General features: G+C 62.8%; 21 protein-coding genes. 4 read left to right on the top strand and 17 right to left on the bottom strand.

The features are described from left to right. The first annotated feature begins 19 nt into the window (after positions 1-19). A complete protein-coding gene (locus MRBLMU1_RS31190) occupies positions 20-793 on the top strand; it encodes an exodeoxyribonuclease III (RefSeq protein WP_363510208.1) in 774 nt (257 codons plus the stop codon). Between the two features lie 127 nt (positions 794-920). On the opposite strand, the gene MRBLMU1_RS31185 is transcribed toward MRBLMU1_RS31190, so the two are convergent. From MRBLMU1_RS31185 to MRBLMU1_RS31125, 13 genes are all read right to left on the bottom strand, one after another. Next, positions 921-1808 (bottom strand): pseudouridine synthase, encoded by an 888-nt coding sequence (locus MRBLMU1_RS31185; RefSeq protein WP_363510206.1) that lies wholly within the window; start codon positions 1806-1808, stop codon positions 921-923. Next, the gene (locus MRBLMU1_RS31180) at positions 1808-2689 is read right to left on the bottom strand and encodes a M48 family metallopeptidase (protein ID WP_363510204.1); all 882 of its coding nucleotides are present in this window, start codon (positions 2687-2689) and stop codon (positions 1808-1810) included. Before MRBLMU1_RS31180 ends, MRBLMU1_RS31185 begins: the two co-directional genes overlap by 1 nt. Next, a complete protein-coding gene (locus tag MRBLMU1_RS31175; RefSeq protein ID WP_363510203.1) occupies positions 2676-3932 on the bottom strand; it encodes an AmpG family muropeptide MFS transporter in 1257 nt (418 codons plus the stop codon). Before MRBLMU1_RS31175 ends, MRBLMU1_RS31180 begins: the two co-directional genes overlap by 14 nt. Beyond that, positions 3932-4567, bottom strand: coding sequence for a methionine biosynthesis protein MetW (gene metW, locus MRBLMU1_RS31170; RefSeq protein WP_363510201.1), 636 nt, complete (start codon positions 4565-4567; stop codon positions 3932-3934). The genes MRBLMU1_RS31175 and metW overlap by 1 nt, the downstream gene beginning before the upstream one ends. After that, on the bottom strand, positions 4564-5751 hold the full coding sequence (metX, locus tag MRBLMU1_RS31165) for a homoserine O-succinyltransferase MetX (RefSeq protein ID WP_363510199.1): 1188 nt from the start codon (positions 5749-5751) through the stop codon (positions 4564-4566). The genes metW and metX overlap by 4 nt, the downstream gene beginning before the upstream one ends. Positions 5752-5830: 79 nt before the next feature. Then, entirely contained in the window at positions 5831-7576 is a 1746-nt protein-coding gene (ptsP, locus tag MRBLMU1_RS31160) for a phosphoenolpyruvate--protein phosphotransferase (RefSeq protein ID WP_363510197.1), read from the bottom strand. Between the two features lie 44 nt (positions 7577-7620). Continuing rightward, complete coding sequence (locus MRBLMU1_RS31155) at positions 7621-7890, bottom strand: HPr family phosphocarrier protein (RefSeq protein WP_090317115.1); 270 nt, start codon at positions 7888-7890, stop codon at positions 7621-7623. 91 nt (positions 7891-7981) lie between these two features. Further along, complete coding sequence (locus tag MRBLMU1_RS31150) at positions 7982-8383, bottom strand: PTS sugar transporter subunit IIA (RefSeq protein WP_363510195.1); 402 nt, start codon at positions 8381-8383, stop codon at positions 7982-7984. A 66-nt stretch (positions 8384-8449) separates the two neighbouring features. Continuing rightward, positions 8450-9400, bottom strand: a complete 951-nt coding sequence (gshB, locus tag MRBLMU1_RS31145; RefSeq protein ID WP_363510193.1) for a glutathione synthase — start codon at positions 9398-9400, stop codon at positions 8450-8452. A gap of 110 nt (positions 9401-9510) precedes the next feature. Then, on the bottom strand, positions 9511-10812 hold the full coding sequence (gene gshA, locus MRBLMU1_RS31140; RefSeq protein WP_363510191.1) for a glutamate--cysteine ligase: 1302 nt from the start codon (positions 10810-10812) through the stop codon (positions 9511-9513). 189 nt (positions 10813-11001) lie between these two features. Then, complete coding sequence (locus tag MRBLMU1_RS31135; protein WP_363510189.1) at positions 11002-12540, bottom strand: ammonium transporter; 1539 nt, start codon at positions 12538-12540, stop codon at positions 11002-11004. Between the two features lie 11 nt (positions 12541-12551). Then, positions 12552-12890, bottom strand: coding sequence for a P-II family nitrogen regulator (locus MRBLMU1_RS31130; protein ID WP_090317127.1), 339 nt, complete (start codon positions 12888-12890; stop codon positions 12552-12554). A gap of 12 nt (positions 12891-12902) precedes the next feature. Further along, the gene (locus MRBLMU1_RS31125) at positions 12903-13673 is read right to left on the bottom strand and encodes a TorF family putative porin (RefSeq protein ID WP_363510187.1); all 771 of its coding nucleotides are present in this window, start codon (positions 13671-13673) and stop codon (positions 12903-12905) included. Positions 13674-13961: 288 nt separating this feature from the next. Between MRBLMU1_RS31125 and MRBLMU1_RS31120 the strand changes: the two genes are divergently transcribed. Then, positions 13962-14222 carry an accessory factor UbiK family protein gene (locus MRBLMU1_RS31120; RefSeq protein ID WP_315220310.1) on the top strand — a complete coding sequence of 87 codons (261 nt, stop codon included), beginning with the start codon at positions 13962-13964 and terminating at the stop codon, positions 14220-14222. Between the two features lie 164 nt (positions 14223-14386). Here MRBLMU1_RS31120 and MRBLMU1_RS31115 read toward each other — a convergent pair whose 3' ends face one another. The 3 genes from MRBLMU1_RS31115 to MRBLMU1_RS31105 all read right to left on the bottom strand — a co-directional run bounded on the left by MRBLMU1_RS31115 (position 14387) and on the right by MRBLMU1_RS31105 (position 19413). Beyond that, the gene (locus MRBLMU1_RS31115) at positions 14387-16906 is read right to left on the bottom strand and encodes a TonB-dependent receptor (protein ID WP_363510185.1); all 2520 of its coding nucleotides are present in this window, start codon (positions 16904-16906) and stop codon (positions 14387-14389) included. Between the two features lie 45 nt (positions 16907-16951). After that, a complete protein-coding gene (locus MRBLMU1_RS31110) occupies positions 16952-18172 on the bottom strand; it encodes a glycoside hydrolase family 88 protein (RefSeq protein ID WP_363510183.1) in 1221 nt (406 codons plus the stop codon). Positions 18173-18408: 236 nt separating this feature from the next. Further along, positions 18409-19413 (bottom strand): LacI family DNA-binding transcriptional regulator, encoded by a 1005-nt coding sequence (locus MRBLMU1_RS31105; RefSeq protein WP_363510181.1) that lies wholly within the window; start codon positions 19411-19413, stop codon positions 18409-18411. 175 nt (positions 19414-19588) lie between these two features. Here MRBLMU1_RS31105 and MRBLMU1_RS31100 point away from each other — a divergent pair, with 175 nt between their 5' ends. Further along, entirely contained in the window at positions 19589-20404 is an 816-nt protein-coding gene (locus MRBLMU1_RS31100) for an NAD-dependent epimerase/dehydratase family protein (RefSeq protein WP_363510179.1), read from the top strand. A 52-nt stretch (positions 20405-20456) separates the two neighbouring features. Beyond that, positions 20457-22382, top strand: coding sequence for a hypothetical protein (locus tag MRBLMU1_RS31095; protein WP_363510178.1), 1926 nt, complete (start codon positions 20457-20459; stop codon positions 22380-22382). 52 nt (positions 22383-22434) lie between these two features. On the opposite strand, the gene MRBLMU1_RS31090 is transcribed toward MRBLMU1_RS31095, so the two are convergent. After that, positions 22435-23871, bottom strand: coding sequence for a hypothetical protein (locus MRBLMU1_RS31090; protein ID WP_363510176.1), 1437 nt, complete (start codon positions 23869-23871; stop codon positions 22435-22437). Between the last annotated feature and the right edge of the window lie 78 nt (positions 23872-23949).

Below are 23949 nucleotides of genomic sequence, written 5' to 3'. Positions count from 1 at the left end.
TTATTTAAGCACTTCTTCCATGCCAAAAATCATCTCCGCCAACCTGAACGGCATCCGTTCGGCATCCTCCAAAGGCTTTTTCAAGTGGATGGCCACGCAGGACGCCGACTTCATCTGCGTACAAGAACTCAAGGCCCAGGCGCCGGACATGACGCCCGAGTTCCTGAACCCGGGCGGCTACCACGGCCACTTCCATTATGCCGAGAAAAAAGGCTATTCCGGCACCGGCGTCTACAGCAAGATCGAACCGGACCGGGTCGTCATCGGTTTCGGCGCGCCGGAGTTCGACGCCGAGGGCCGCTACGTGCGTTGCGATTTCGGCAATCTTAGCGTGATTTCGGTGTATTGCCCGTCGGGATCGTCGGGCCCCGAGCGCCAGGAAGCCAAGTTCCGCTTCATGGCGCTGTTCCTTCCGCATCTGCAACAGCTGCACGCCGAAGGCCGCGAAGTGGTCATCTGCGGCGACTGGAACATCGCCCATAAAGAGATCGACTTGAAGAACTGGAAGGGCAACAAGAAGAATTCGGGCTTCCTGCCGGAGGAGCGCGAATGGATGACGCGCGTGTTCGACGAGGTGGGCTTTGTCGACGTGCACCGCGGCCTCGACCCGCGCGAGGAGCAGTACACGTGGTGGAGCAACCGTGGCCAGGCGTACGCGAAAAACGTCGGCTGGCGCATCGACTACCATGTCGCGACCCCGGGCATCGCCGCCAAGGCCACCACGGTGGCGATCTACAAGGAAGAGAAGTTCTCGGACCATGCGCCGTTGATCATCGAGTACGCGCACGACTGAATACAGCGACCTCGGAAACACCTCGGAAACACGTAGGGCGGATTAGGCGGAACGCCGTAATCGGCCATGCATGCGCCGTCGGGACGCATGCATGGCCGATTACGCTGCGCTAATCCGCCCTACGTAATCACAGGCTGCGTCGGCTGCTGAACTCGCGCCAGTCGCGGGTGAGCGGATCCAGGAAAGAGATGCGCCTTGCCAGCAGTTTCAATGGCTGCGACACGTCGTCCGCCTTGCACGGCAGCGCCACCGGATAGAACGCGTCGTTGATGATCGGGATGCCCAGCGACGACAGATGCAGCCGCAACTGGTGCTTGCGCCCCGTGTGCGGAAACAGCCGGTACAAGGTGCAATCGGCGCGGTGCTCGATGACCTCGATGATGGTCTCGGAATTGGGCTCGCCCGCCTCCTCCTTCATGATGAAGAATTTGTCGCCGTCCACCATCCGGCTGCGGTACGTGAATGGGTACTCGACACCCTTCAACGTCGGCGCCAGCGCCTCGTATTCCTTCTCGATCACCCGCTTCTGGAACATCGACTGATACGCGCCGCGGCTTTCCTGCTTGCGCGAGAAGATCACCACGCCGGCAGTCTCGCGGTCGAGCCGATGGATCGGCGTCAGCGCCTCCTCGCCCAAGGTTTTCTTCAGGCGCACCAGCAAGGTCTCGTGCAGGAAGCGCCCGCCCGGCGTCATCGGCAGGAAGTGCGGCTTGTCGACCACCACCAGGTGCTCGTCCATGTGCAGGATCTCTTCGGTGAACGGTATCGGCGTCTCCGCCTCCAGCTCGCGGTAGTAGAACATGCGCATGCCGCGCTTGAAGGGGCTGTGCGGCGCCAGCGGCTTGCCGTCGCCGTCGACGACCTCGTTGCGCGCCATCCTCTCGTACCAGGTCGATACCTCGACGTCGGGAAAGCGCGCCACCAGAAAGGTGATCAGATCCGGCCACTGCCCTTCCGGCAGCCACAGATAGCTGGGCGCGACCCCGTCGCGCATCGGCAACGGTGGCCGCGACATCAGGACTTCGGCAGCGCCAGCGAGTGGTACTTGGGCAGGTTGTTCGGGTCCAGCCCCTTGGCGCGGGCGTACACCGGCAGCACCAGCGGCATGTTCTTGTTCATGTTGGCGATGCGGTCCTTGCCGGTCGGGTGGGTCGACAGGAAACTGATCGGCTGGCTCTTGTTGATCGCGCCCATCTTCTGCCACAACGCGACGCCGGCGCGCGGATCGTAGCCGGCGCGCGCCGCCAGGTCGATGCCAACCAGATCGGCCTCGCTCTCGTCCCCGCGCGAGTAGGTCAACGCGGCGCCCTGCGCGACCATGCCGGCGGCGGCGTCGCCCAGACGCGGATCGACACCGAAATAGGCCGAGCCGATGGCGCCGAGTATGCGCGAACCGACCTGCGTGACAGTGTTCTTGCCGGCCTGCTCGCGCGCGTGTTCGCGCAGCGCGTGGGCGATCTCGTGGCCCATCACCGCCGCCACCTCGTCGTCGGTCAGATTCAGCTTGGTCAGGATGCCGTTATAGAAAGCGATGCGTCCGCCCGGCATGCAGAAGGCGTTGACGGTATCGGACTTGAGCAGATTGACTTCCCACTTCCATTGCGCCGCGTCCGGATTCCAGCGCGTGGTGAACGGAATCAGCCGCTTGGCGATGGCGCGCAGGCGTATCAATTGCGGATTGTTGTCGCTGGCGACGGCATCCTTGTCGTGCGCCTGCTTCAGCATCTGATCGTACTGCAACTTGGACTGTTGATCGAATTGCGCGGAATCGCCGCCCAGCCCGCGCATGCGCGACAGCTTTTCGACCGGAATCCCGTCGTTCTGCGCGTGGACCGGCAAGGCGCCCATCACGCACACCAGCGCCAGCGCGGCGCCCTTCAATTTAAGCTTTTTCATTTGCACTATTCCAAGGAGCGATTTTCGGCAACATCATCATCGCCGGGAAGGCGAGGATGAAACACACGATAAAGAACCAGAACCAACCCGTTTCGGCAACAATATAACCCACGGAGGAATTAATGAATGTGCGCGGGACCGCAGCCAGACTGGAAAACAACGCGTACTGGGTCGCAGTATAACGGGGATCGGTGGCCCTTGACATAAATGCCACCAACGCCGCCGATCCCAGCCCCAGGCTGGCGAACGCCTCGAACCCGAACACGGCGCTCAACAGCACCGGGTCCGGTCCCACCTTGGCCAGCCAGGCGAAGCCGAGAATGGCGATCGCCTGCAGCACCCCGAACACCCAGAGCGCGCGGTTGATGCCCAGTTTGATCATCCAGATGCCGCCGACGGCGCCGCCGGCCAGGCTGGCCCACCAGCCGGTGGCGTTGGCCGCCAGCCCGATCTGCTTGGTGGTGAAGCCGACATCGAGGAAGAACTTGGTCGACAACGCGGTCGCCATGCTGTCGCCGATCTTGTACAGCAGGACGAACATAATGATGATGACCGCCTGTTTCAAGCCGTCGCGCAGGATAAATTCGCGGAACGGCAGCACCACCGCCTCCTGCAGGTTCTTGGGCGGCGCGCCGTAGACGGCCGGTTCCTTCGCCAGCAGGGTGCAGATGAAGCCGGGCAGCATGAAGGCGGCGACGATCCAGAACACCGCCTGCCACGACATCGTGTCGGCCAGCACCAGCCCCAGCGCGCTGGGGATCAGGCTGGCCGCCTTGTAGGCGTTGACGATGATGGCCGCGCCCAGGCCCTGCTCGTCCTCGGCCAGGATTTCGCGGCGGTAGGCATCGACCACCACGTCCTGGCTGGCCGACAGGAAGGCGATGACGCCGACGAAGACGGCGATCAGGGTGAGCTCCAGCTTGGGATCGAGCATGCCCAGTCCGCCGATGACCAGGAACAGGCCGATCTGCGTGACCGCCATCCAGCCGCGCCGCCGGCCCAGCGGGCCGATGGTGTAGCGGTCCATGAACGGCGCCCACAGGAATTTGAAGGTGTACGGGAACGTCACCAGCGCGAACAGGCCAAGGGCCTTCACATCCAGCCCGGACTTGGCCAGCCACGCCTGCATCAGGTAGATCAGCGTGTACAGCGGCAGCCCGGAGCTGAAGCCCAGGAACAGAATGGATACGGTGCGTCCGTTCAGATACGACAGCCAATGTCGCTTCTGTTCCTGGGCGGCCATCAGTGCGACGCCTTCGCGCCGACTTTCGTGGTGACCTTCTTCCGCAGGCGGAACACCGCCAGATCACCGCGCAGGTTGGGCAGGAACGACACGCGCCGGCCCTCCGCCAACGCCACGTATTCGATCACTTCCAGCCCGCATTCGACGGCCAGGTCGCGGAAGTCGTTGATGGTGGCGCAGCGCAGGTTGGGCGTGTCGTACCATTCGTATGGCAGCGATTCGGACACCGGCATGCGGCCCTTGAGCAGCGACACGCGGTGCGGCCAGTAGGCGAAGTTGGGGAACGAGACGATGGCCTCCTTGCCGACGCGGACGATATCGCGCAGCAGCGCCTCGACATGCTTCATCATCTGCAAGGACGACAGGCACAGCACCGTGTCGAAGGAGTTATCGCCGAACAACGACAGGCCGTTCTCCATGTCTTGCTGGATCACCTGCACGCCGCGCTTGGTGCTGTCGAGGACCTTGTCGTCGGCGATCTCGATGCCGTAGCCGCTGCACTGCTTGTCGCTTTGCAGGTAGTCCATCATCACGCCATCGCCGCAGCCGACATCCAGCACGTGCGCGTTGTTCGGCACCCAGTGGGCGATGAAGGCCAGGTCCGGCCGGGCCGTGCTCAGTTGGGTAAAGTTCATACCTGTTCTCCCGAATTCGCCTTAATATCGTTCCACACCTGGTCGTAGTAGGCGCGCACCAGTTTCAGGTAGCGCGGGTCCTCCAGCAGGAAGGCGTCGTGGCCGTGCGGCGCGTCGATTTCCGCGTAGGTCACGCGGCGACGGTTGCTCACCAGCGCCTGCACGATCTCCTGGCTGCGCTCGGGCGAGAAGCGCCAGTCGGTGGTGAACGAAGCCACGAAGAACTTGGCGCGGGTGCCGGCCAGCGTCTTGGCCAGGTCGCCGCCATGGTGGCGCGCCGGGTCGAAGTAGTCGAGCGCCTTGGTGATCAGCAGATAGGTGTTGGCGTCGAAGTATTCGCTGAACTTGTCTCCCTGGTAGCGCAGGTACGATTCGATCTCGAAGTCGACACCGAAGCCGAATTTGTAGTTGGCCGGATTGTCGCCCGGGACGCCGGCGATGTCGTCCACCGCCGCGCGCAGCCTGCGGCCGAACTTCTCGGCCATGTCGTCGTCGGACAGGTAGGTGATGTGGCCGACCATGCGCGCCACGCGCAGGCCGTTCTTCGGCACCACGCCGTATTCGTAGAAATCGCCGCCCCGGTAGTCCGGGTCGGACAGGATGGCCTGGCGGGCGACGTCGTTGAAGGCGATGTTCTGCGCCGACAGCTTGGCCGTCGAGGCGATCACCACGCAGTGGCGCAGCCGCTCCGGATACATGATGGACCAGGCCAGCGCCTGCATGCCGCCCAGCGAGCCGCCCATGACGGCGGCGAATTGCGTGATGCCCAGCGCGTCGGCCAGGCGCGCCTGCGCGGCCACCCAGTCCTCCACCGTGACGACCGGGAAGGCGGCGCCGTAAGGCTTGCCGGTGGCGGGATTGTTGTGCATCGGCCCCGTCGAGCCGAAGCACGAACCGAGGTTGTTGATGCCGATGACGAAGAACTTGTCGGTGTCGAGCGATTTGCCTGGACCGACCATGTTGTCCCACCAGCCCAGGCTTTTCGGCACGCCCTCGTATTCGCCGGCGACGTGGTGCGAGGCGTTGAGCGCGTGGCACACCAGCACCGCGTTCGATTTGTCGGCGTTGAGGGTGCCGTAGGTTTCGTACATCAGCATGTAGTCTTGCAGCGCGGCGCCGCTTTGCAGCGGCAGCGGCTGCGCGAAATGCATGGTTTGCGGTTTGACGTATCCCAGGGATGACATGTGTGGTTTAGTTTTTATTGGGGGCGGCCCCACGGGCCATCTATCAAGGCGGAACCGCGAGGATGGGTTCCGCCACTTACTACATCAACTGTAACTGTTCGACCGCGTCTGCAATTACGTTGGGTTCCATCGAGCGCATGATCTTGCGCGTTTGCGGCATGATACGCGCAAGGTCGCTGTTCAGGATTTCCTGCTTGACCGACAGCAGCTGCGCCGGGTGCATCGAGAATTCGCGCAGTCCCATGCCCAGCAGCAGGCGTGTCAGCTTGACGTCGCCCGCCATTTCGCCGCACACGGCGACGTCGATCCCGGCTTTATGCCCGGCCGCAATCGTCATCGAGATCAATTGCAGCACAGCCGGATGCAGCGGATTGTAAAGGTGCGCGACCTCATAATCAACCCGGTCGATCGCCAACGTGTACTGAATCAGGTCGTTGGTGCCGATCGACAGAAAGTTCATGCGCTTGACGAACATCGGCAGCGACAGCGCCGCCGCCGGGATCTCGATCATCGCGCCCACCGGCACCGCGTCGTCGAATTTGATCTTCGCCTCGCGCAGCTCGGCCTTGGCCTGGGCGATCATCGCCAGCGACTGGTCGATCTCGAACGCGTGCGCCAGCATCGGGATCAGGATCTTCACCTTGCCGAAGGCGGACGCGCGCAGGATGGCGCGCAGCTGGGTCAGGAAAATCTGCGGCTCGGCCAGGCAGTAGCGGATCGCCCGCAGGCCCAGCGCCGGATTCAGCGCCGTGTGCTCGGTCTGGTCGAGCGGCTTGTCGGCGCCGATGTCGAGCGTGCGGATCGTCACCGGCCGGCCCTTCATCGCCACCACGGCCTTTTTGTACTGCTCGAACTGCTCGTCCTCGGACGGGATCTTGCTGTTGCGGCCCATGAACAGGAACTCGGAGCGGAACAGGCCGACGCCGTTGGCGCCCGCCTCCATCGCCGCCGGGCAGTCGTCGGGCAGCTCGATGTTGGCCAGCAGGGTGATCTCGGTGCCGTCCTTGGTGATGGCCGGCGTCTTCTTGAGTTTATTGAGCTTCTTGCGGGCGCGCAGCGCGGCGCCCTGGCGCTCGCGGTACTGCTCCAGCACCAGCGCGCTGGGGTTGGCGATGACCACGCCGGCGTCGCCGTCGATGATCAGCCAGTCGTCCTGCTCGATCAGCGTGGAGGCGCCGGACATGCCGACGGCCGCCGGGATGTCCAGGCTGCGCGCGACGATGGCCGTGTGCGAGTTCTGGCCGCCGACGTCGGTGACGAAGCCGATGAAGGAGCGGTCGCGGAACTGCAGCATGTCGGCCGGCGAGATGTCGTGGGCGACGATGATCATCTGCGCCTGGAACTCGTCGCCGCTGGCGGTGGTCGGCGGCAGGATCTGCGCGGTGCCCATCAACACCTTGAGCACGCGCTCGGCCACCTGCTGGATGTCGGCCTTGCGCTCGCGCAGGTACGGGTCCTCGATCTCGTCGAACTGCGCCGACAGCTCGTCGATCTGCGTCAGCAGCGCCCATTCGGCGTTGTAGTGGCGCGCGCGGATGATGTCGAGCGGCGCCTCGGAGATCATCGGGTCCGACAGGATCAGCGCGTGGACGTCGATGAAGGCGCCCAATTCGGTCGGGGCGTCCTTGGGCAACTCGTTCCACAGCGTTTGCAGTTCCTTGTGCACCTGGGCCAGCGCCTGCTGCAGGCGCAGCACTTCCGCTTCCAGATGCTCCTCGGCCACCAGGTAATGCTTGACGTCGAGCGCCGCCGGCGCCAGCTTGTGCGCGCGGCCGATGGCGATGCCGCGGGAAACAGGAATGCCGTGCAGTGTGAAGGAAGCCATGGGTGGACCAGTGAAAATGCGGGAACGGCTGCGATCCGAGGGCATTACTCGCCTTCGCCGAACTTGTCGTTGACCAGTGCCGACAAGGCGGCGATGCATTCGCTTTCATCGGGGCCGTCGGCCTCCAGGGTGACCTTGGCGCCCTTGCCTGCGGCCAGCATCATCACGCCCATGATGGACTTGGCGTTGATGCGGCGCGCGTTGCGGGTCAGCCATACGTCGCTTTGAAACTTTGCTGCCAGTTGGGTAAATTTGGCGGAAGCCCGGGCATGCAGTCCAAGCTTGTTGATAATCTCAAGTTCTTGTTGAATCATTTTTCTTTTGTCTCAATGAGAAATCGGCGCGGCGTGAGCTACTCGATACACGCCGCGCAAATAAGCCGCACAAAAAATTCCCGCGTCGTCGCTACACGACGCGAATCCGGTTGTCGACGCGCACCGCTCCGCTTTGCGCGCCGGCCAGGGCCATCTCGACGACCACGTCGAGCGTGTCGCGCCGGTAGGTGATGGCCCGCAGCAGCATCGGCAAACTGATGCCGGCGATGACCTCCACCCTGCCCGCGTCCGCCAAACGGTCGCAGCAATTGGCGGGGGTCCCGCCCTTGACATCGGTCATGATCAAAACGCCGTCGCCGTCGTCGAGGCGCTTGATCGCGTCCGCCGCCAGCGACTGCACTTCGCCGAGGTCCTGGTCGGCGATCACATCGATCGCCTCGAGCCGCTCGGTCGGACCACGGAACACATGCGCACAGGCGGCGATGAAAGCCTGCCCCAGTGGTGCGTGCGTCATAAGCAGTATGCCAACCATATTCTTAAACCGCCAGTGAGCGCGGAGGTTTTTGAGGCCGTCCGGCAAAATTATTTTGAATATCCATCATCGCGCGGCTGCCACCGCCCCTTCGACCGCGTCCATGAACATCGCCGCCACCGGGAAACCGGCCTGCTGGGTGATTTCCTGGAAACAGGTCGGACTGGTAACATTGACTTCCGTCAGGCAATCCCCGATCACGTCCAATCCTACCAGCAACAAGCCGCGCGCGGCCAGTATCGGACCCAGGGTGTTGGCGATTTCGAAGTCCCTTTCGGTCAAAGCTTGCGCGACCCCAAGGCCGCCGGCCGCCAGGTTGCCCCGCACTTCGCCGTTTTGCGGGATGCGCGCCAGCGAAAACGGCACCGGCTTGCCGCCGATGACCAGGATGCGCTTGTCGCCCTTGGCGATGTCCGGGATGAAGCGCTGGGCCATGATGGTGCGCTTGCCGTTGTCGGTCAGCGTCTCGATGATGGCGCCCAGGTTCATCGCGTCCGGCTTGACGCGGAAGATGCCGGTGCCGCCCATGCCGTCGAGCGGCTTGAGGATGACGTCGCCATGCTCGGCCTGGAAGGCGCGGATGCGCGCCTCGTCGGCCGTCACCAGGGTCGGCGAGGTGAACTCGCTGAACTGGGCGATCGCCAGTTTTTCGTTGTGGTCGCGGATGGCCGAGGGCTTGTTGAAGACGTTGGCGCCCTGCTTCTCGGCCAGCTCCAGCATGTAGGTGCCGTAGATGTACTCCATGTCGAACGGCGGATCTTTGCGCTGGATGATGGCGTCGAACTCGCCGAGATTGGTTTCCACGGCCGGGGCCGCGCGGAACCAGTCGGTCAGGTCGTCCAGGATGGTGATTTCGGCAACGTTGGCATACGCCACGCCGCCGTTGACGGCCATGTCTTTTTGCTCGAAGGCGTAGACGGTGTGGCCGCGCTTGGCGGCCTCCACCATCATGGCGTAGGTCGAATCCTTGTAGGTCTTAAAACTGGCCAAGGGATCGGCGAGGAAAGCTATTTTCATGGGCGCATCCAGTCTGGGTAATGCCTGATTTTAGCCGAGATTCGCCGCCCGCACCGGGCAGCGGACGAGGCCGCTAGCCCGATGGCCCTTGCCAAGCCGCCAAGACCGGCTTAATAGACTTCCGGATTCGGATCGGTGCGCTCCATTTCCAGCGACGCCGCCAGCAGCGCCAGCCGCGCCACCACACCGTAGACGTAGAAGCGGTTCGGCGCCGCCGTGCCCGGTTTCGCCTTCAGATCGGGCACCGCGTGCTGCTGCGCGAACGCCAGCGGCACGTACTGCGAACCGGGCGCGTTGAGGTTCTGGTCGACGCCTTTTTCCGCGTGCACGCGGTAGAAGCCGCCGACCACGTAGCGGTCGATCATATACACCACCGGCTCGGCCACGTCGTCCTTGATGCTCTCGAAGGTCGGCACGCCTTCCTGGATGATGAAGTCGGTCACTTCCTTGCCATCCTTGATGACGATCATCTTGTCGCGCTGGGCCTGGCTCAAGTCCTTGATTTCACTGGAATCCTTGATCGTCAGGATGCTGGTGCCGTAGGTCCCGGCGTCCGGCTTGACGATCACGAACGGCTTCTGGTCCTTCATGCCGTATTCCTTGTACTTCTTCTTGATCTTGGCCAGCAGCGCGTCGACGTTGGCGGCCAGGCAGTCGTAGCCGTCGCCGGTGCGGAAGTTGACGGCGTCGCACTTGGCGTGGAACGGGTTGAGCATCCACGGATCGACACCGATCAGCTTGCCGAACTTCTTGACCACCTCGTCGTAGGCGTTCAGGTGGTTGCTCTTGCGGCGCACGGCCCAGCCGGCGTGCAGCGGCGGCAGCAGGCTCTGCTCATGGATGTTCTGCAAAATCTCGGGTATGCCGGCCGACAGGTCGTTGTTCAGCAAGATCGTGCACGGATCGAAGTCCTTGAGTCCGACGCGGCGGCCGTTGGCCGAACGCACCAGCGGTTCGACCACCAGCATATTGCCGTCCGGCAGAGCGATCGGCGTCGGCTGCGTCACTTCCGGCGATAGCGAACCGAGGCGCACATGCAGGCCGGTCTGGCGGAAGATCTGCATCAGCCGCGCGACGTTTTGCCAGTAGGTCGGGTGGCGCTGGTGGATTTCCGGGATCAGCAGCAGATTGCGCGCGTCGGGACAATACTTGTCGATCGCGGCCATCGCGGCCTGCACCGACAGCGGCAGCATTTCCGTGGCCAGGTGGTTGAAACCGCCCGGGAACAGGTTGGTATCGACCGGCGCCAGCTTGTAGCCGGCGTTGCGCATATCGACCGAGCAATAAAATGGCGGCGTGTGCTCCTGCCATTCCAGACGGAACCAGCGCTCAATGGCCGGCGTGGCGGCCAGGATTTTTTCTTCAAGATCGAGCAGCGGACCGGTCAGAGCCGTGACGAGATGGGGAACCATGATTACTTCCTTAAATGTGCGGGAGGACGGCCCTCCAGGCAGCAGAACCTCAAATATTACCTTGCAGATAGCCCAAATCGGGGCGAAAACCCTATTTTAAAGGTGGAAATGCCGTGGAAATAAAAAAAGCGCCCCGGTTGGGGCGCTTTTGTGGGTACCCGCCGCAGCGGGTTGTTATAACAGCAACGATTAAGCGTGGTAAGCGGACTCGCCGTGGGTGGTGATGTCCAGGCCTTCGCGCTCTTCCTCTTCAGGAACGCGCAGACCGATGACCACGTCGACCAGCTTGTAGGCGATGAACGAAACCACCGCCGACCACACGATGGTGACGCCGATGGCGGTCGCCTGGGTGGTGACCTGGCCGACGATCGAGTAGTCGGCCGATGCCTTGTTGGCAACGTAGTCGAAGATGCCCTGGCCGCCCAGCGATGGCGCGGCGAACACACCGGTCAGCAGCGCGCCGAGGATACCGCCGACGCCGTGGACGCCGAACACGTCCAGGGAGTCGTCGGCGCCCAGCAGGCGTTTCAGACCGTTCACACCCCACAGGCAGATCACGCCGGCGGCCAGGCCGATGATCAGCGCGCCCATCGGGCCGACGAAACCGCAGGCCGGGGTGATGGCGACCAGACCGGCCACCGCACCCGAGGCGCCACCGAGCATCGATGGCTTGCCCTTGAAGATCCATTCGGCGAACACCCAGGCCACGGTGGCGGCGGCGGTTGCCAGCAGGGTGTTGACGAAGGCCAGTGCGGCGATGTCAGCGGCTTCCAGCGCCGAACCGGCGTTGAAACCGAACCAGCCGACCCACAGCAGCGAGGCGCCGATCATGGTCATGGTGACCGAATGCGGAGCCATCGATTCGCGGCCGTAGCCGACGCGTTTGCCGATCATGTAGGCACCGACCAGGCCGGCAACAGCGGCGTTGATGTGCACCACGGTGCCGCCGGCGAAGTCCAGCGCGCCTTTTTGGAACAGGAAGCCGGCTTTGGCGCCCTCGGTGGCGGCGGTGGCCGCGTCCTTGATCGCGTCCGGACCGGTCCAGAACCAGACCATGTGGGCGATCGGCAGGTAGGCGAAGGTGAACCACAGCACGACGAAAGCGAGCACGGCGGTGAACTTGGCGCGTTCGGCGAAGGCGCCGACGATCAGGCCGCAAGTGATGGCGGCGAACGTGGCCTGGAAGGCGACGTAGATAAATTCAGGAATGACCACACCCTTGCTGAAGGTGGCCGCGTACGAGAACGCGCCCTTGGCCGGATCCCAGATGCCGTTCAGGAAGGCACGGTCGAATTTGCCGTAGAAGGCGTTGCCTTCGGTGAATGCCAGCGAATAGCCGTACACGCACCACAGCACCACGATCAGCGCGAAGACCATGAACACCTGCATCAGGATCGACAGCATGTTTTTGGAACGGACCAGGCCGCCGTAAAACAGCGCCAGGCCGGGAATCGTCATCAGGATCACCAGCAAGGTGGCGACCATCATCCAGGCGGTGTCGCCCTTCTGTGGCGCGGGGGCCGGTGCCGGTGCGGCCTCGGCGGCGGCTGGCGCGGCTGCGGCAGGCGCGGCGGGCGCGGCTGCAGGCGCTTCCGGTGCGGCGGCGGCGGGCGCGGTGGCAGCGGCGGCCGGCGCGTCAGCCGGTTTGGCCTCCTGGGCATGGACCGGCGCGGCGAGTGCAAACAGGATGGATACCCCAGCGAGCAATGTTGTTATAGTTTTCTTCATCAATCTTCCCCTTAAAGAGCTTCGTGGCCGGTTTCACCGGTACGAATACGGATCACCTGTTCCAGGTTGTATACAAAGATCTTGCCGTCACCGATTTTGCCGGTGCGGGCAGCGCCTTCGATCGCTTCGATCGCCTGTTCGACGATCGCATCGTCCACCGCCGCCTCGATCTTGGTTTTCGGCAGGAAATCAACCACATACTCGGCGCCGCGATACAGCTCGGTGTGGCCTTTCTGACGACCGAAGCCTTTGACTTCGGTCACGGTGATACCTTGCACGTTGATCGCCGACAGGGCCTCGCGGACCTCGTCGAGCTTGAACGGCTTGATAATGGCGGTAATCATTTTCATGCTAAGCCTCGCTTAGAAGGTTTTGGAAATGGTAAGCACGGCGCCGGTTTTGCCGAGGTTCTTGCCGCGACCGACATAGGCGTCCGTATCGGTGGAGATCGCGGCCACGGCCACCGTTACGACGCCGAAATCTTTGGTGACGCCGATTTTGTAGTCGTTGTAGCTGAAGGCGGAGTTGTTCTTGACGGTCTGGCGGCCCAGGTGCAGGTTCAGGATGTAGCCGTCATAGATTTCGGAGTTGAGCTGGGCATCGACGTAGCCACTGTCCTTGCTGTCGGCGGTGCCGAACAGATTGGTGGTCGAGCGGGAGTACTTGACGGAGAACGGGCCGACGCCGATTTGGGCGTACAGTTCGAAGGTGTTGGCGCTGGTGGCCAGTTTGTTCGACGGATAGTAGTAATACAGGCCGCCGACGTCGTAGGTGACGCTAGGGGCGATCTCGCCGCGCTTGCCGCCGTAGACATCGATTTCCACATCGGCGTCGCCGCCACCGTCCTTGACCCACTTGATGGTGGACGCCCAGGTGCCGACATACAGGCCGGTCGGATTGTTGACGTAATCCACGCCGCCTTGCAGCGCCGGATTGAGACGGGTTTGCGAGATGCCGCGATAACGGTAGTCGCTGACCACACCAACGTTGTAGCTGATTTGGTTGTCCGGTGCCGGTTCGGCAGCGGCCGGAGCCGCAGGCGCGGGTTGCGCGTCCTGGGCCTGCGCCGAGGCGCTCATGGTGGCGAATGCGAAGGTCAATGCTGCGATCAGAGTCAGGTTCGTGCTTTTCATAATTTTGTCCTTGTAGTTATCGAACTTAGTCACAGATAGAGAGTACGGTTACGGGTAAAATCCTTATGAGGCAAAGCAGTGAGCGGCATTCATTGACTTCTTTAGCAGAATGCGTGCCAGCTAATGTTGCTCGCTGGATAGCTGCCGTAGCATCCGCGACAACGGACGTACTCTGACGAAAGTGATAATTTGAAAGCGTCGAACGCGACAGTCTTTGGTTTTGCACCACGATGACGCATGAATGCACTTTTATAGTGCATACACAACCCCACCAGATCAAGGAATATTATGGATATGAACACTTTTTTTAACGACTTGCAAAACAAGATCAGCCAAGCCGTTCAAAACTCACCAGCAAAGGACATTGAGAAGAACGTCAAGTCCATGATGACGCAGGGCTTCTCCAAACTGGACCTGGTGACGCGCGAGGAATTTGATGTTCAAACGCAAGTTTTAGCGAAAACCCGCGCGAAACTGGAGACGCTCGAAACGCGTCTGGCGGAACTGGAAGCGAAGGCGGCGGCGCCTAAGAGCGATATCATCATTTAAGATGACCACCGACGCCGCCAAGTAAGCCATTAGCCCCGATGACGGGGCGAGGCGGCGAATGACAATGCCGGGTTACGAAGCCTGCGCAGTAGGACTGGCTCGCCATCCCGTCGGCGTTTCCCAGGCGTCCCGCCCCATCGCGCGCGGCGCCGCGTTCCGGCGGTTCAGAACTTCACGTCAAGTTTGACGCTGAAGTAGCGGAACACATCGCGCGGCGGCACCCAGCTGTCGACCGTGATCAAGGGCGACGTGGCCGTCGGCCCGGCGCGGTAAGTCGGCCCGCTGGCGTTAGCGTTCGGAATGTAGAAGCGATCGAACAAATTATTGATACGGAAGCTGAGTTTGTACCGATCGCTCGGCGCCCGTACGCCAAAACCGAGATCGGCAATGGTGTAGCCGGCGTTGATCGCGCGCGGATCATTGTTGATGTTGTTACTGTACTCGCTCTGGTATCGCACATTACCGTCGACGAAACCGCCCCACGTCATGCCCGGAAGCTTGAAGTCCGCGTTGGCGCCGATATTGACCTTTAGCTTGGAAGTACCCGGGAACACACCGCCGCTCAGATCCTGGATGCCGGTGGTCGAGCCGGGCTTGATCGGGAAGCAGGCGCTGTTGCGGCCGGGGATAGATCCGTTCGCTCCCGGTCCGCCCGGGGTGACGGCGACGTTGGTCGCATCGTTGTAGCAGGGGCCGTTCTTCCAGTCCTCGATGGTCGGACGGGTGTAGGCCAGCGAGGCGTTCACGGTAAAGCCTGGACGTACCAGCATATGGGTGTCGAGTTCAATGCCACGGGTCTGGATCAGCGGAATCGAATTGAGCTGCGTGTAGATGGTCGGGTCGTCAGGCAGCACGAACGACACATTCTGCTGGTAGCCGCGGAACCGGGTCCTGAACACGGTGGCCGCGACCGACATGCGATTGTCGAACAGGTTGGCCTTCGCTCCGAGCTCGATGGTGCGGCTCTTTTCCGGAGCGACCGGGAACGCGGCCGACGCCGTCAGGCCGCTGGTGACATCGTAGGCGCGGCCCTTGTGGCCGGTGGCCGTCATCACATAGGCCATGAGGTCGGGCGTGATCTGCTTCTGGATACTGAGCTTGCCCGTGGTCGCGTAATCCTTGTTGCCGGTGCTGGCGAACTGGTCCACGCCAACCGGGCCGGGAACGAAGGTCGAGCGGTCCAGCTGGTCCGTGTAGAAGCTTCGGCTGTAGTGGAAGCCCGATTCCTCCATGTTGCGCCGTGCGCCCGCGACCAGCGTCCAGGTCGGCACAAATTCCCATGTCGCCTGGCCGAACGCGGCCTTGTTGACGTTGTAAATATCGGTATAGTAATTGGTCGGGCTTGACGGTGAGTTGGCCGCGCAGTTGCTCGGCGCCACGCAGAAGCCCCGGATGAAATGGCGGTCGATCTCGTTGCGCGCCCACCACAAGCCGGCCACGTAGCGCACCGTGCCACTGTCGGGCGACACCAGGCGCAGTTCCTGCGTTTTGGAACGGATGTCGTAGGTGCCGAACTGGTTGTTGCCTACAGTAAGGCCGGGGACGCCTGGGCGCGCCAGGGTCGGCACGTCGACGAAGTCCTGGTCGCGCGAGTCGTTGGCCTTGTACTTGCTGTACGAGGAGATCGACATCAATTGGGCGTCGTTGGGCAGCGTGTAGGCCAGCTTCAGGCCCAGACCGTTGGTCTTGGACGCGATGCCGGTCGGGAAGTCGCGCCGCACGTTGCGGTTATTGCGGTCGGTCGGATCGATGCCGGCCATCGTGGTCGTGGCGGGCAGCAACGGATTGCCGTTCAAGTAGGCGGTCGATATGTCGGCCGGCGTGCGCACCTGGTTGCCGGCCGTGCCCGTTGTCCGGTAAAAGCCGTTGACGGCGGTGACGCCGCGCGTGTTCTGCTGCTTGTTATAGCTCGGCATCAGGTCGACGTCGAGCGAACTGGTCGGACGCCAACTGAACTTGGCCATCAGGGTCGTGCCGCCCGAGCCGTTGACATCGTCGCCGGTCGTCAGGTTGGTGAAATTGCCCGGCATGCGGCTGCGGTTGGCGGCCACGCGCACGCCAAAGGTATCCGAGACCATGCCGCCGGCCGACAGACCCAGGCGCCATTCGCCGTCATTGGTGTACAGGGAGCTGCCACGATAGACCATCGGTCCACTGATGGGCTTGGTGACGATGTTGATCGCGCCGGCGACGGCGGATTTGCCGAACAGCGTGCTTTGCGGTCCCTTCAGCACTTCGATGCGGGCCACGTCCGCCAAGTCGCGGAAGGCCTGGAATTGCGTGGCGATCGGAATGTCGTCGATGATGACCGAAACGTCCGATTCGACGCCGATGCCCACCGAGACGGTGCCGATGCCGCGCATAAAGATGGCGTTGTTGGCCGCCGTCGTGCCCGAGGCCATCGTCAGCGAAGGCGTCAGTGCCACCACGTCCTCGATTTCGCGAATGTTGGTGCGGGCGATCTCCGCCTCGGTCAGCACCGAGATGGCCATCGGCACCGACTCCAGTTTTTCCACACGCTTGTTGGCGGTGACGACCACGGTCTCGAGCCGGGTGCCGTCGTTCGGCCCTTCCTGGGCGATGGCGCCGTTCGCCATGCCCAGCACCGCCGCGCCGACCAGCGCCGCCAGTGGTTTCATGCGGATGCGGCCGTGTTGATTTTCGCTATAGTTATTCAATGCCACGATTGTCTCCCCTCTTATAATCACACACCAAAAACCTGCGGCCCGTTAAGGCGATTTCGTCGGACGGGCATGCCCCTTGAAGCGCAGCAGCGCTTCAAGAAAGTAGTAGTCGCCATAGTTGAGCGGGACGTCGATTTCCTTGCCGGCGGGCTTGTGGCCGGTGGCATGCTTGAGCAGGAAACCGCCGTTCTCGCCCGGCGCCGCCAGGTAGGCCGGCGACGACAGGCTGCGCAGCTGCTGTTCGGCCAGCGCGAGATAGCGTTGCGCCAGCGGCGGCTCGACGAAACCGGAGAGTTCCAGCAAGGCCGACGCCATGATGGCGGCCGCCGACGAGTCGCGCGGCGCGTGCGGAATCGCCGGATCGTCGAAGTCCCAGTACGGCACCTTGTCGGCCGGCAGGTGCGGATGGTTCATCATGAACGAGGCGATTTTGCTGGCCTGGGCCAGATACTCGGGCTTGCGGGTCTCGCGGTACATCATCGTGTAGCCGTACAGGCCCCAGGCCTGCCCGCGCGCCCAGGCCGAGCCGTCGGCGTTGCCCTGCTGCGTGACGCGCGCACGGACTTTGCCGTTGGCCGGATCGTAGTCGACCAGATGGTAGCTCGAGCCGTCGGGCCGGAAATGCTCGCGCAACGTGGTATCCGCATGGGCGACCGCGACGTCGCGGTAGTAGTTGTCGCCCGAGGCGCGCGCAGCCCACATCAACAGCTCCAGGTTCATCATGTTGTCGACGATGACGGGAAACTTCCAGTCCTGATCGGGACGCAGGTTCCAGGACTGGATGCTGCCGACCGTCGGGTTGAACCTCGTCACCAGCGTCGTGGCGCCGGCCAGCAGCGCGTCCCGGTACCCAGTCCCGCCAGCGCCGCCCTCGCCCAGCCGCAGACCGTTGCCATACCCGCAGTTCAGGATGAAGCCGACGTCATGCTGGGATTTGTCGAATTTGGCGGAGGCGGTGGCGGCCGTGTAGCGCGCCGCCGCCGCGCGCCATTTGGCGTCGCCGGTCGCCTCGGCCAGATACCACAAAGCGCCGGGGAAAAAGCCGCTGGTCCAGTCGCGCGTGGGGATCATTTTGACTTCGCCGTTCTCCACCGTGCGCGGGAAGCCGGGCTTGCCGGCGATCTTGTCAAGCATGGCGCCGTACTGACGCGCCGCCACCGCGATGTCGCGCGCGATGAGGTCATCCATCGTTTCGGCCGCGCGCAGCGGACTCGCGGCCATTGAAATACCCAGCCCGAGGCCGAGCAGCCATCGTTTGATTTTCATTCAGTCTCCGTATCGGCGCGTGGCCGCGACAATCGGTCAAGCGCCGATTTCAGAGCAAATATACACGCAAAAACTGCTTAGTAAAACGTTTTTCTTCGTGATTGAAAAAGTCCCTGCCTTTAGGGATAAGCTGTGGTTTTTTAGTGCCGGGGCGGCGCAAATACACGGAAAACATCGCCGTGGGGCGCCAGCAGAAAAATCGATTACCCCTGCGGCAGAGCGCTGCCGTAACGGGCTCAGCCGCCGTGCGGGGTCCGCCGCATGATGGACGAGCGGAGGATGAGCTGCGGCTCGAGAAGGGTCAGGTCGATGCTGGCGTCGTCGCCTATGGTGGAAAGCAAGGTGTTCATGCCCACCACGCCCATCTCCTCGCTGCGCAGGTCGACCGTGGTCAGCGCTGGCGACGCGTAGCGGCCGAACTGGATATTGTCGAAGCCCGCGACGGAAATATCCTCCGGCACCTGGAAGCCGAGCGCTTGGGTGGCCTTCATGAAACCGAGCGCCATCAGATCGTTGTAGCAGACGATAGCGTCCGGCCGCTGCTCGCCCAACATGATGGCCGAACTCCGGCGTTCGCCCTCGGGCGCGGTGGGGGCGGCGCCGCTGAACACCTGCAATGGCAGGCCGTGTTTTTCCAGGCAGCCGCGCACACCGGCCATGCGGTCCTGGTCGCGGTGCGACTTCGGGAATCCCAGGTAGGCGATGCGCTTGTGCCCCATCGTCACCAGGTGCTGCGCGATCATGTAGCCGCCTCGCCGGTCGTCGCTGGTGACGGTGGGCAGCGTCATGCGGGACAGGCGGCCAAAGAATACCAGCGGCTTGTCGAGCCGGGCCATCCAGTCCATGTCCTCCTCGGCCAGCCGCGAGTACACCAGCAAGCCATCGACCCGGCGGCTCAGCGACTCCAGCAACATGCGCTCGCGGCCGGGGTTCTCGTCGATGTCGACCAGCAGCATGGTGTAGCCATGTTCGGCGGCCACCCGGTTGGCGCCCTTGACGATGCTGGTGAAATGGGGGTTGCTCACATCCAGCACCGACAGGCCGATGGTGTTGGTGCGCCCGGTGATCATCGATTGCGCCAGCGGATTGGAGCGGTAGCCGAGTTCCTCGATCACCGCCTTGATGGTGGCCTCGACCGCCGGCGAAAACCGCTGCGCCTGGTTCACATACTTCGAGACGGTGGTCGTCGACACGCCGGCGGCGTTGGCGACATCGCGGATAGTGGGTACCTTGATTTTCATTATGTGTGGCGGGAACGGCTGTCCGGAAAGCGCAGATGATCGCACAGTTTATCGCCGCCCCGGCCCGGCCATTTTCCTTTTCAAGAAGCTGTTGACGTCCAAAACGATTAATATATACTCAGGTTAAACGTTTTACAAGCACCTCCTCCAACCGCCCCACTCCTTGGACGACATCATGAACGACAGCGCCACCGAAAAACCCTTTGATCGACTATTGCTGACCGGCGCCGCCGGCGGGCTAGGCCAGGTTTTACGGGACAGGATCAAACCATGGGCACGCATCGTGCGCCTGAGCGACCGCGCCGACTTGGGCGAGGCGGCCGAGGGCGAGGAGATCGTCCGTTGCGATCTCGCCGACAAGCCGGCGGTCCTGGCGCTGGCCGAGGGGGTCGACGCGGTGCTGCATTTCGGCGGCATTTCGGTCGAGGACCGCTTCGAGCCCATCATGCAAGCGAACATCCTCGGCCTGTACAACCTGTACGAGGCGGTGCACAAGGCCGGCGTCAAGCGGGTGGTCTACGCCAGCTCAAACCACGTCACCGGCTTCTACCGCAACACCGAAATCGTCGACGCCGACATGCCACCGCGCCCGGACGGCTTCTACGGCCTGAGCAAGTGCTTCGGCGAATCGCTGTCGCGTTACTACTACGACCGACTTGGGATCGAAACCGTTTGCCTGCGCATCGGTTCGTCGTTCGCGCAACCGAAGAACGCCCGCATGATGACCACCTATCTCAGCTACGATGACCTGGTGGAACTACTGCGCTGCGCGCTGTTCACCCCGCGCGTCGGGCACACCATCGTCTTCGGCACATCCAGCAACGATACCAGTTGGTGGGACAACCGCAAGGCCAGCCACCTCGGCTTCCGCCCGAAGGACAGTTCGCGCCGGTTCAAGCACCTTTTTCCGGATACGGCCCAGCGCCCCGGCGACGATCCGGCCACCATCTTCCAGGGTGGCCCGTTTGTGACGGCAGGTCCGTTGTACTGACGGCGCCAGACACCGATATCAACCATCAGAGAACACGAACGGAGACAGACGTATGCGCAGCGCGATAAAACCAACACCGGAGCCGACGCCAAAATCGATCAACGCCCGCCTGCTCGCCGCCGCGCTGGCCGGCGCGCTTTCGGTGAACGCCGACGCCGCCGACAAGCCGCCACCGCCGCCATCGTCGAGCTACCAGCCGCCGCTGGCGGCCGTCCCGATGAACCAGATCATCCAGCGACGGTTGTACCCGCAACTGGAGTATCTGTTCGACAAAATGGTGGCCGAGAAGGACCACTTCACCCTCGACGGCGTCGCGGCGCTGAAAAGCAACGACAAATTCTTGCAGGGCAAAATCGCCGTCGGCCTGGCCCATGTGGTGCTGAACATGCGCACGGACGACCCCCGCCTGCCCGAGCGCCTGCGCCAGTTCCGCGCCATCGCCGACATGACGATCGGCATGGACAACCAGACCTGGGGCATCCACTACTACCTGACCGCCCTGTACCAACTCAAGCAGGCCGGCTTGCTGGAACGGGCGGTCTCTCCGGCCACGCTGGCGGCGCTGCGCGCCAAGCTCGACTGGCGCCACTTCGTGACCCAGCCCGACTTCCAGCTGATACGCCTGCCCACCAATTACTACGGCGTGGCCTTTAGCGTGGCCCGCCTGCGCATGCTGCTAGGCTGGGAGGATGACAGCGCCGGCAAGATCCTCCTCGACAAGATGCTCGAGCATTACAACACTTACTCGGGCAAGTTCGGCTTTTCCGACGAGACCGCCGGCGAAGGCCGTTTCGACCGCTACAGCATCCTGCTGATCGCCGAAATCTGCGAGCGCTTCATCGAGACCGGCCTGACGGTGACGCCGGAACTCAAGGCGCTGCTGCGCAAGGCGGCCGATGTGGCCCTAAACATCGCCAACACATCGGGCGACGGCTTCACCTTCGGCCGCAGCCTGGGTCCCTATGGCGAGACGGCGGCGCTGGAGATCCTGTCGGTGTCGGCCTACCTCGGCGTGCTCACGCCCGAGGAAAAAAAGTACGCCTACGCCTACTCGAACCGCATCGTCGCCAGGTACGTGGACTTCTGGTACAACCCGGCGATGCGCTCGGTCGACATGTGGGGCCAGGGCCGGCGCACGGACGCCTACCGCGCCAAGCACCGCATCCTCGGCGAGAACTTTTCGCTGGCACACCAGTTGATCTTCACCACCGCGTTCTGGAACAAGGCCGGGATGGAGGGCGCCGAACCCAGCGCCGATTTGCAGGCATGGCTGGACCGGACCCGGCCCCGCTCCAGCCTGGTGCGCTTCGCGCAGGGCCAGTACGACCGCGCGCTCGCCATTTACCGCGACCGGCGCCACATCTTCAGTCTGCTGATGGTCAACGGCGGCGGCGGCCAGTACGACAACAGCCCCTACTATCCGTTGCCGTTCGCCACCGGCATCGTCGCCGGCACGCCGGACAGTGGCGCCGAGCATCCGCAACTGCTACCCAAGTTCAGGCTGGCCGACGGCACCGAGCTGATTGGCACCAGCTACATCAAGGATATCCGCGCCACCAGCGAAGGCGACCAGGCCAGCGTCAGCTACCGGCAGGACGAACTGGCCAGGCTCGGCGGCAAAGCGCCGACGCCCGACGGCCGCATCCGGCTCGAAACCACGTACACGATGACGCCTGGCGTCATCGTGCGCACCGACACTTACACGCCGACGGCCCCGATCGAGGTTACGCGCGCCAGCCTGGAGTTCGCCTCGTTCTCCGACGGCGCCACGGCGCTAGGCAAAAAGGTCAGCTTTGCGCAAGGCGACGCCACCTCATTCGAAGTCGAAGGGCTAGACGCCTGCACGGTCGCGCCGACCAACGGCGCCGAACCGTTCCGCTCGCCGGCCGGCGCGATGCGTTCGCACGTGAGCTGCGCGACCACCAACTTCACCTTCGCCAGGCCACTGACGATCCGGTGGACTTTGAAGTACCGTTAGCCGGACGACGCACCGACACGGGTCACAGCGATGCCTGCCAGACCGCATTGCCCTATCTGAACGTGACGCCTTCGACGAACTTGCCGATGTCGAGCACGTTCGCCTCGGCGCCCTTGATCTTGCGGCCGCCGACCGTCACGTTGTCGATCATGATGTTCTTGACCTTGCGCGTCTCGTCGTAGCCGTAGATCGCCGACGCGCTGGGCGAGCCGTTGCCTGAAAAATGGATGTTGCGCAACGTGATATTCTCGATGCCCCGTCCCGGGCTGGTATTGTATTTCGGCGTGAAGGCGATGTGCAGGTTGAACAGCTTTCCCTCCTCGATGCGCTCCACCCGGATATCTTCAAACAGCACATCCCGCACCAGATTGTCGTCGGCCGCCATGATGCCGATCGCGCCCTCGTACTCGGGGTCGTCTTCGTCGTGGTCCAAGATGTCGATGTTGCTGAAGCGGATGCGTTCCAGCACCTCCGGCTCCGGATGCGCCGGCGACGGTGTGTTGCCGTGGATGCCGATCATGACCGCGTGCGCGATGTCGGCCCACAAGGTCGAGTCCTTGACGACGATGTCGCGCGTGTTGCCCCAGATATCCCAGCGGTGGTTATATAAGGTGATGCAATCGTCGGACGTGCGGATGAAGCTGTCGGTCACCGTCACGCGCTCGCAGGCGAAGTGCCCCAGCCCGTCCGACCACTTGCCGCCGCCAATGGTGCGGATGTTGCGCTCCTCGATATCCTGCGATGTGATGCAGCGCATCGTCCCGTGGACCTGGTTGAAGAAGATCGGTCCGTCGATCACCACGTTCTTGGAATCCTTGATCGTCAGCATATCGACGCTGTCGAACAGGCCGTCGCTGATGACCTTGACGTTTTGCACGCCGTTGATGATCAGCGGGCGCTTCAACATGGCCGAGCCGTCGATGTACACAGTGGTGTTGGAGCGCAGATTGAATTCGCCGTCGTGCACGCCGGGGCCGAAATACACCACCGGCTGGGTGAAGTCCGGCGTCTCGCCCTTGCCGATCGCCTCGTTGGGCTTGCGGGCTGGCGGCTTGGGCATGTCCTTGCGGATCGCGTGCGTGAACAGATGCAGGTTGTGCAGTCGGTCGTCGTCGAATTCGATGCTGAGGTTGGCGGGGCGGTTCAGCGTGAAGAAGGCGGTCTGGCCTTTGATGACGGGTTTGATGCCCTTCGCATCCGGACGGATCGCTACGCTTGAAAAGCGGCCATTGTTCTTTTGTACCGCTACTTCGACCGGGCCGTCGAAGTTAAAGTAGACCATCGAGGCTGTGCTTTGCGTATCGAGGTCGACTTTGACTTTGTATTCATACAGGTCCTGCCAGACGCCGCCAGGGGTGCGCACGCGGACCGTGAAGTCGTCGCTGTGGTGCGAGTACCTGATCTGCTCCGGGAATGGGAATACCTGCACCTGCGCCGAGGACGAGGCGCACCACAGCAAGGCTGCCGCCGTTAGAATCTTTTTGAACACGCTGGTCTCCTGATTTTATTTTTCATGTTATCGATAACTTTATTACTCCCATGGTATCACGCAGGGCGGATTAGCGCA

The organism is Burkholderia sp. LMU1-1-1.1, from assembly GCF_040675865.1.
In the GTDB taxonomy this organism is placed as follows: Bacteria; Pseudomonadota; Gammaproteobacteria; order Burkholderiales; family Burkholderiaceae_D; genus Rugamonas.
Note: the sequence above shows the minus strand (reverse complement) of the source record. Positions and strands in the feature narration are given on the sequence as shown.

Excerpts from the sequence above, each read along its gene's own strand:
- MRBLMU1_RS31180 (WP_363510204.1), bottom strand. The coding sequence starts at position 2,689 with ATGAAAAAGCTTAAATTGAAGGGCGCCGCGCTGGCGCTGGTGTGCGTG.
- metX (WP_363510199.1), bottom strand. The coding sequence starts at position 5,751 with ATGTCATCCCTGGGATACGTCAAACCGCAAACCATGCATTTCGCGCAG.
- MRBLMU1_RS31105 (WP_363510181.1), bottom strand. The coding sequence starts at position 19,413 with ATGAAAATCAAGGTACCCACTATCCGCGATGTCGCCAACGCCGCCGGC.
- MRBLMU1_RS31110 (WP_363510183.1), bottom strand. The coding sequence starts at position 18,172 with ATGAAAATCAAACGATGGCTGCTCGGCCTCGGGCTGGGTATTTCAATG.
- MRBLMU1_RS31150 (WP_363510195.1), bottom strand. The coding sequence starts at position 8,383 with ATGGTTGGCATACTGCTTATGACGCACGCACCACTGGGGCAGGCTTTC.
- gshA (WP_363510191.1), bottom strand. The coding sequence starts at position 10,812 with ATGGTTCCCCATCTCGTCACGGCTCTGACCGGTCCGCTGCTCGATCTT.
- metW (WP_363510201.1), bottom strand. The coding sequence starts at position 4,567 with ATGAACTTTACCCAACTGAGCACGGCCCGGCCGGACCTGGCCTTCATC.
- ptsP (WP_363510197.1), bottom strand. The coding sequence starts at position 7,576 with ATGGCTTCCTTCACACTGCACGGCATTCCTGTTTCCCGCGGCATCGCC.
- MRBLMU1_RS31100 (WP_363510179.1), top strand. The coding sequence starts at position 19,589 with ATGAACGACAGCGCCACCGAAAAACCCTTTGATCGACTATTGCTGACC.
- MRBLMU1_RS31155 (WP_090317115.1), bottom strand. The coding sequence starts at position 7,890 with ATGATTCAACAAGAACTTGAGATTATCAACAAGCTTGGACTGCATGCC.
- MRBLMU1_RS31185 (WP_363510206.1), bottom strand. The coding sequence starts at position 1,808 with ATGTCGCGGCCACCGTTGCCGATGCGCGACGGGGTCGCGCCCAGCTAT.
- MRBLMU1_RS31175 (WP_363510203.1), bottom strand. The coding sequence starts at position 3,932 with ATGGCCGCCCAGGAACAGAAGCGACATTGGCTGTCGTATCTGAACGGA.
- MRBLMU1_RS31125 (WP_363510187.1), bottom strand. The coding sequence starts at position 13,673 with ATGAAAAGCACGAACCTGACTCTGATCGCAGCATTGACCTTCGCATTC.
- gshB (WP_363510193.1), bottom strand. The coding sequence starts at position 9,400 with ATGAAAATAGCTTTCCTCGCCGATCCCTTGGCCAGTTTTAAGACCTAC.
- MRBLMU1_RS31135 (WP_363510189.1), bottom strand. The coding sequence starts at position 12,540 with ATGAAGAAAACTATAACAACATTGCTCGCTGGGGTATCCATCCTGTTT.
- MRBLMU1_RS31130 (WP_090317127.1), bottom strand. The coding sequence starts at position 12,890 with ATGAAAATGATTACCGCCATTATCAAGCCGTTCAAGCTCGACGAGGTC.
- MRBLMU1_RS31120 (WP_315220310.1), top strand. The coding sequence starts at position 13,962 with ATGGATATGAACACTTTTTTTAACGACTTGCAAAACAAGATCAGCCAA.
- MRBLMU1_RS31190 (WP_363510208.1), top strand. The coding sequence starts at position 20 with ATGCCAAAAATCATCTCCGCCAACCTGAACGGCATCCGTTCGGCATCC.
- MRBLMU1_RS31095 (WP_363510178.1), top strand. The coding sequence starts at position 20,457 with ATGCGCAGCGCGATAAAACCAACACCGGAGCCGACGCCAAAATCGATC.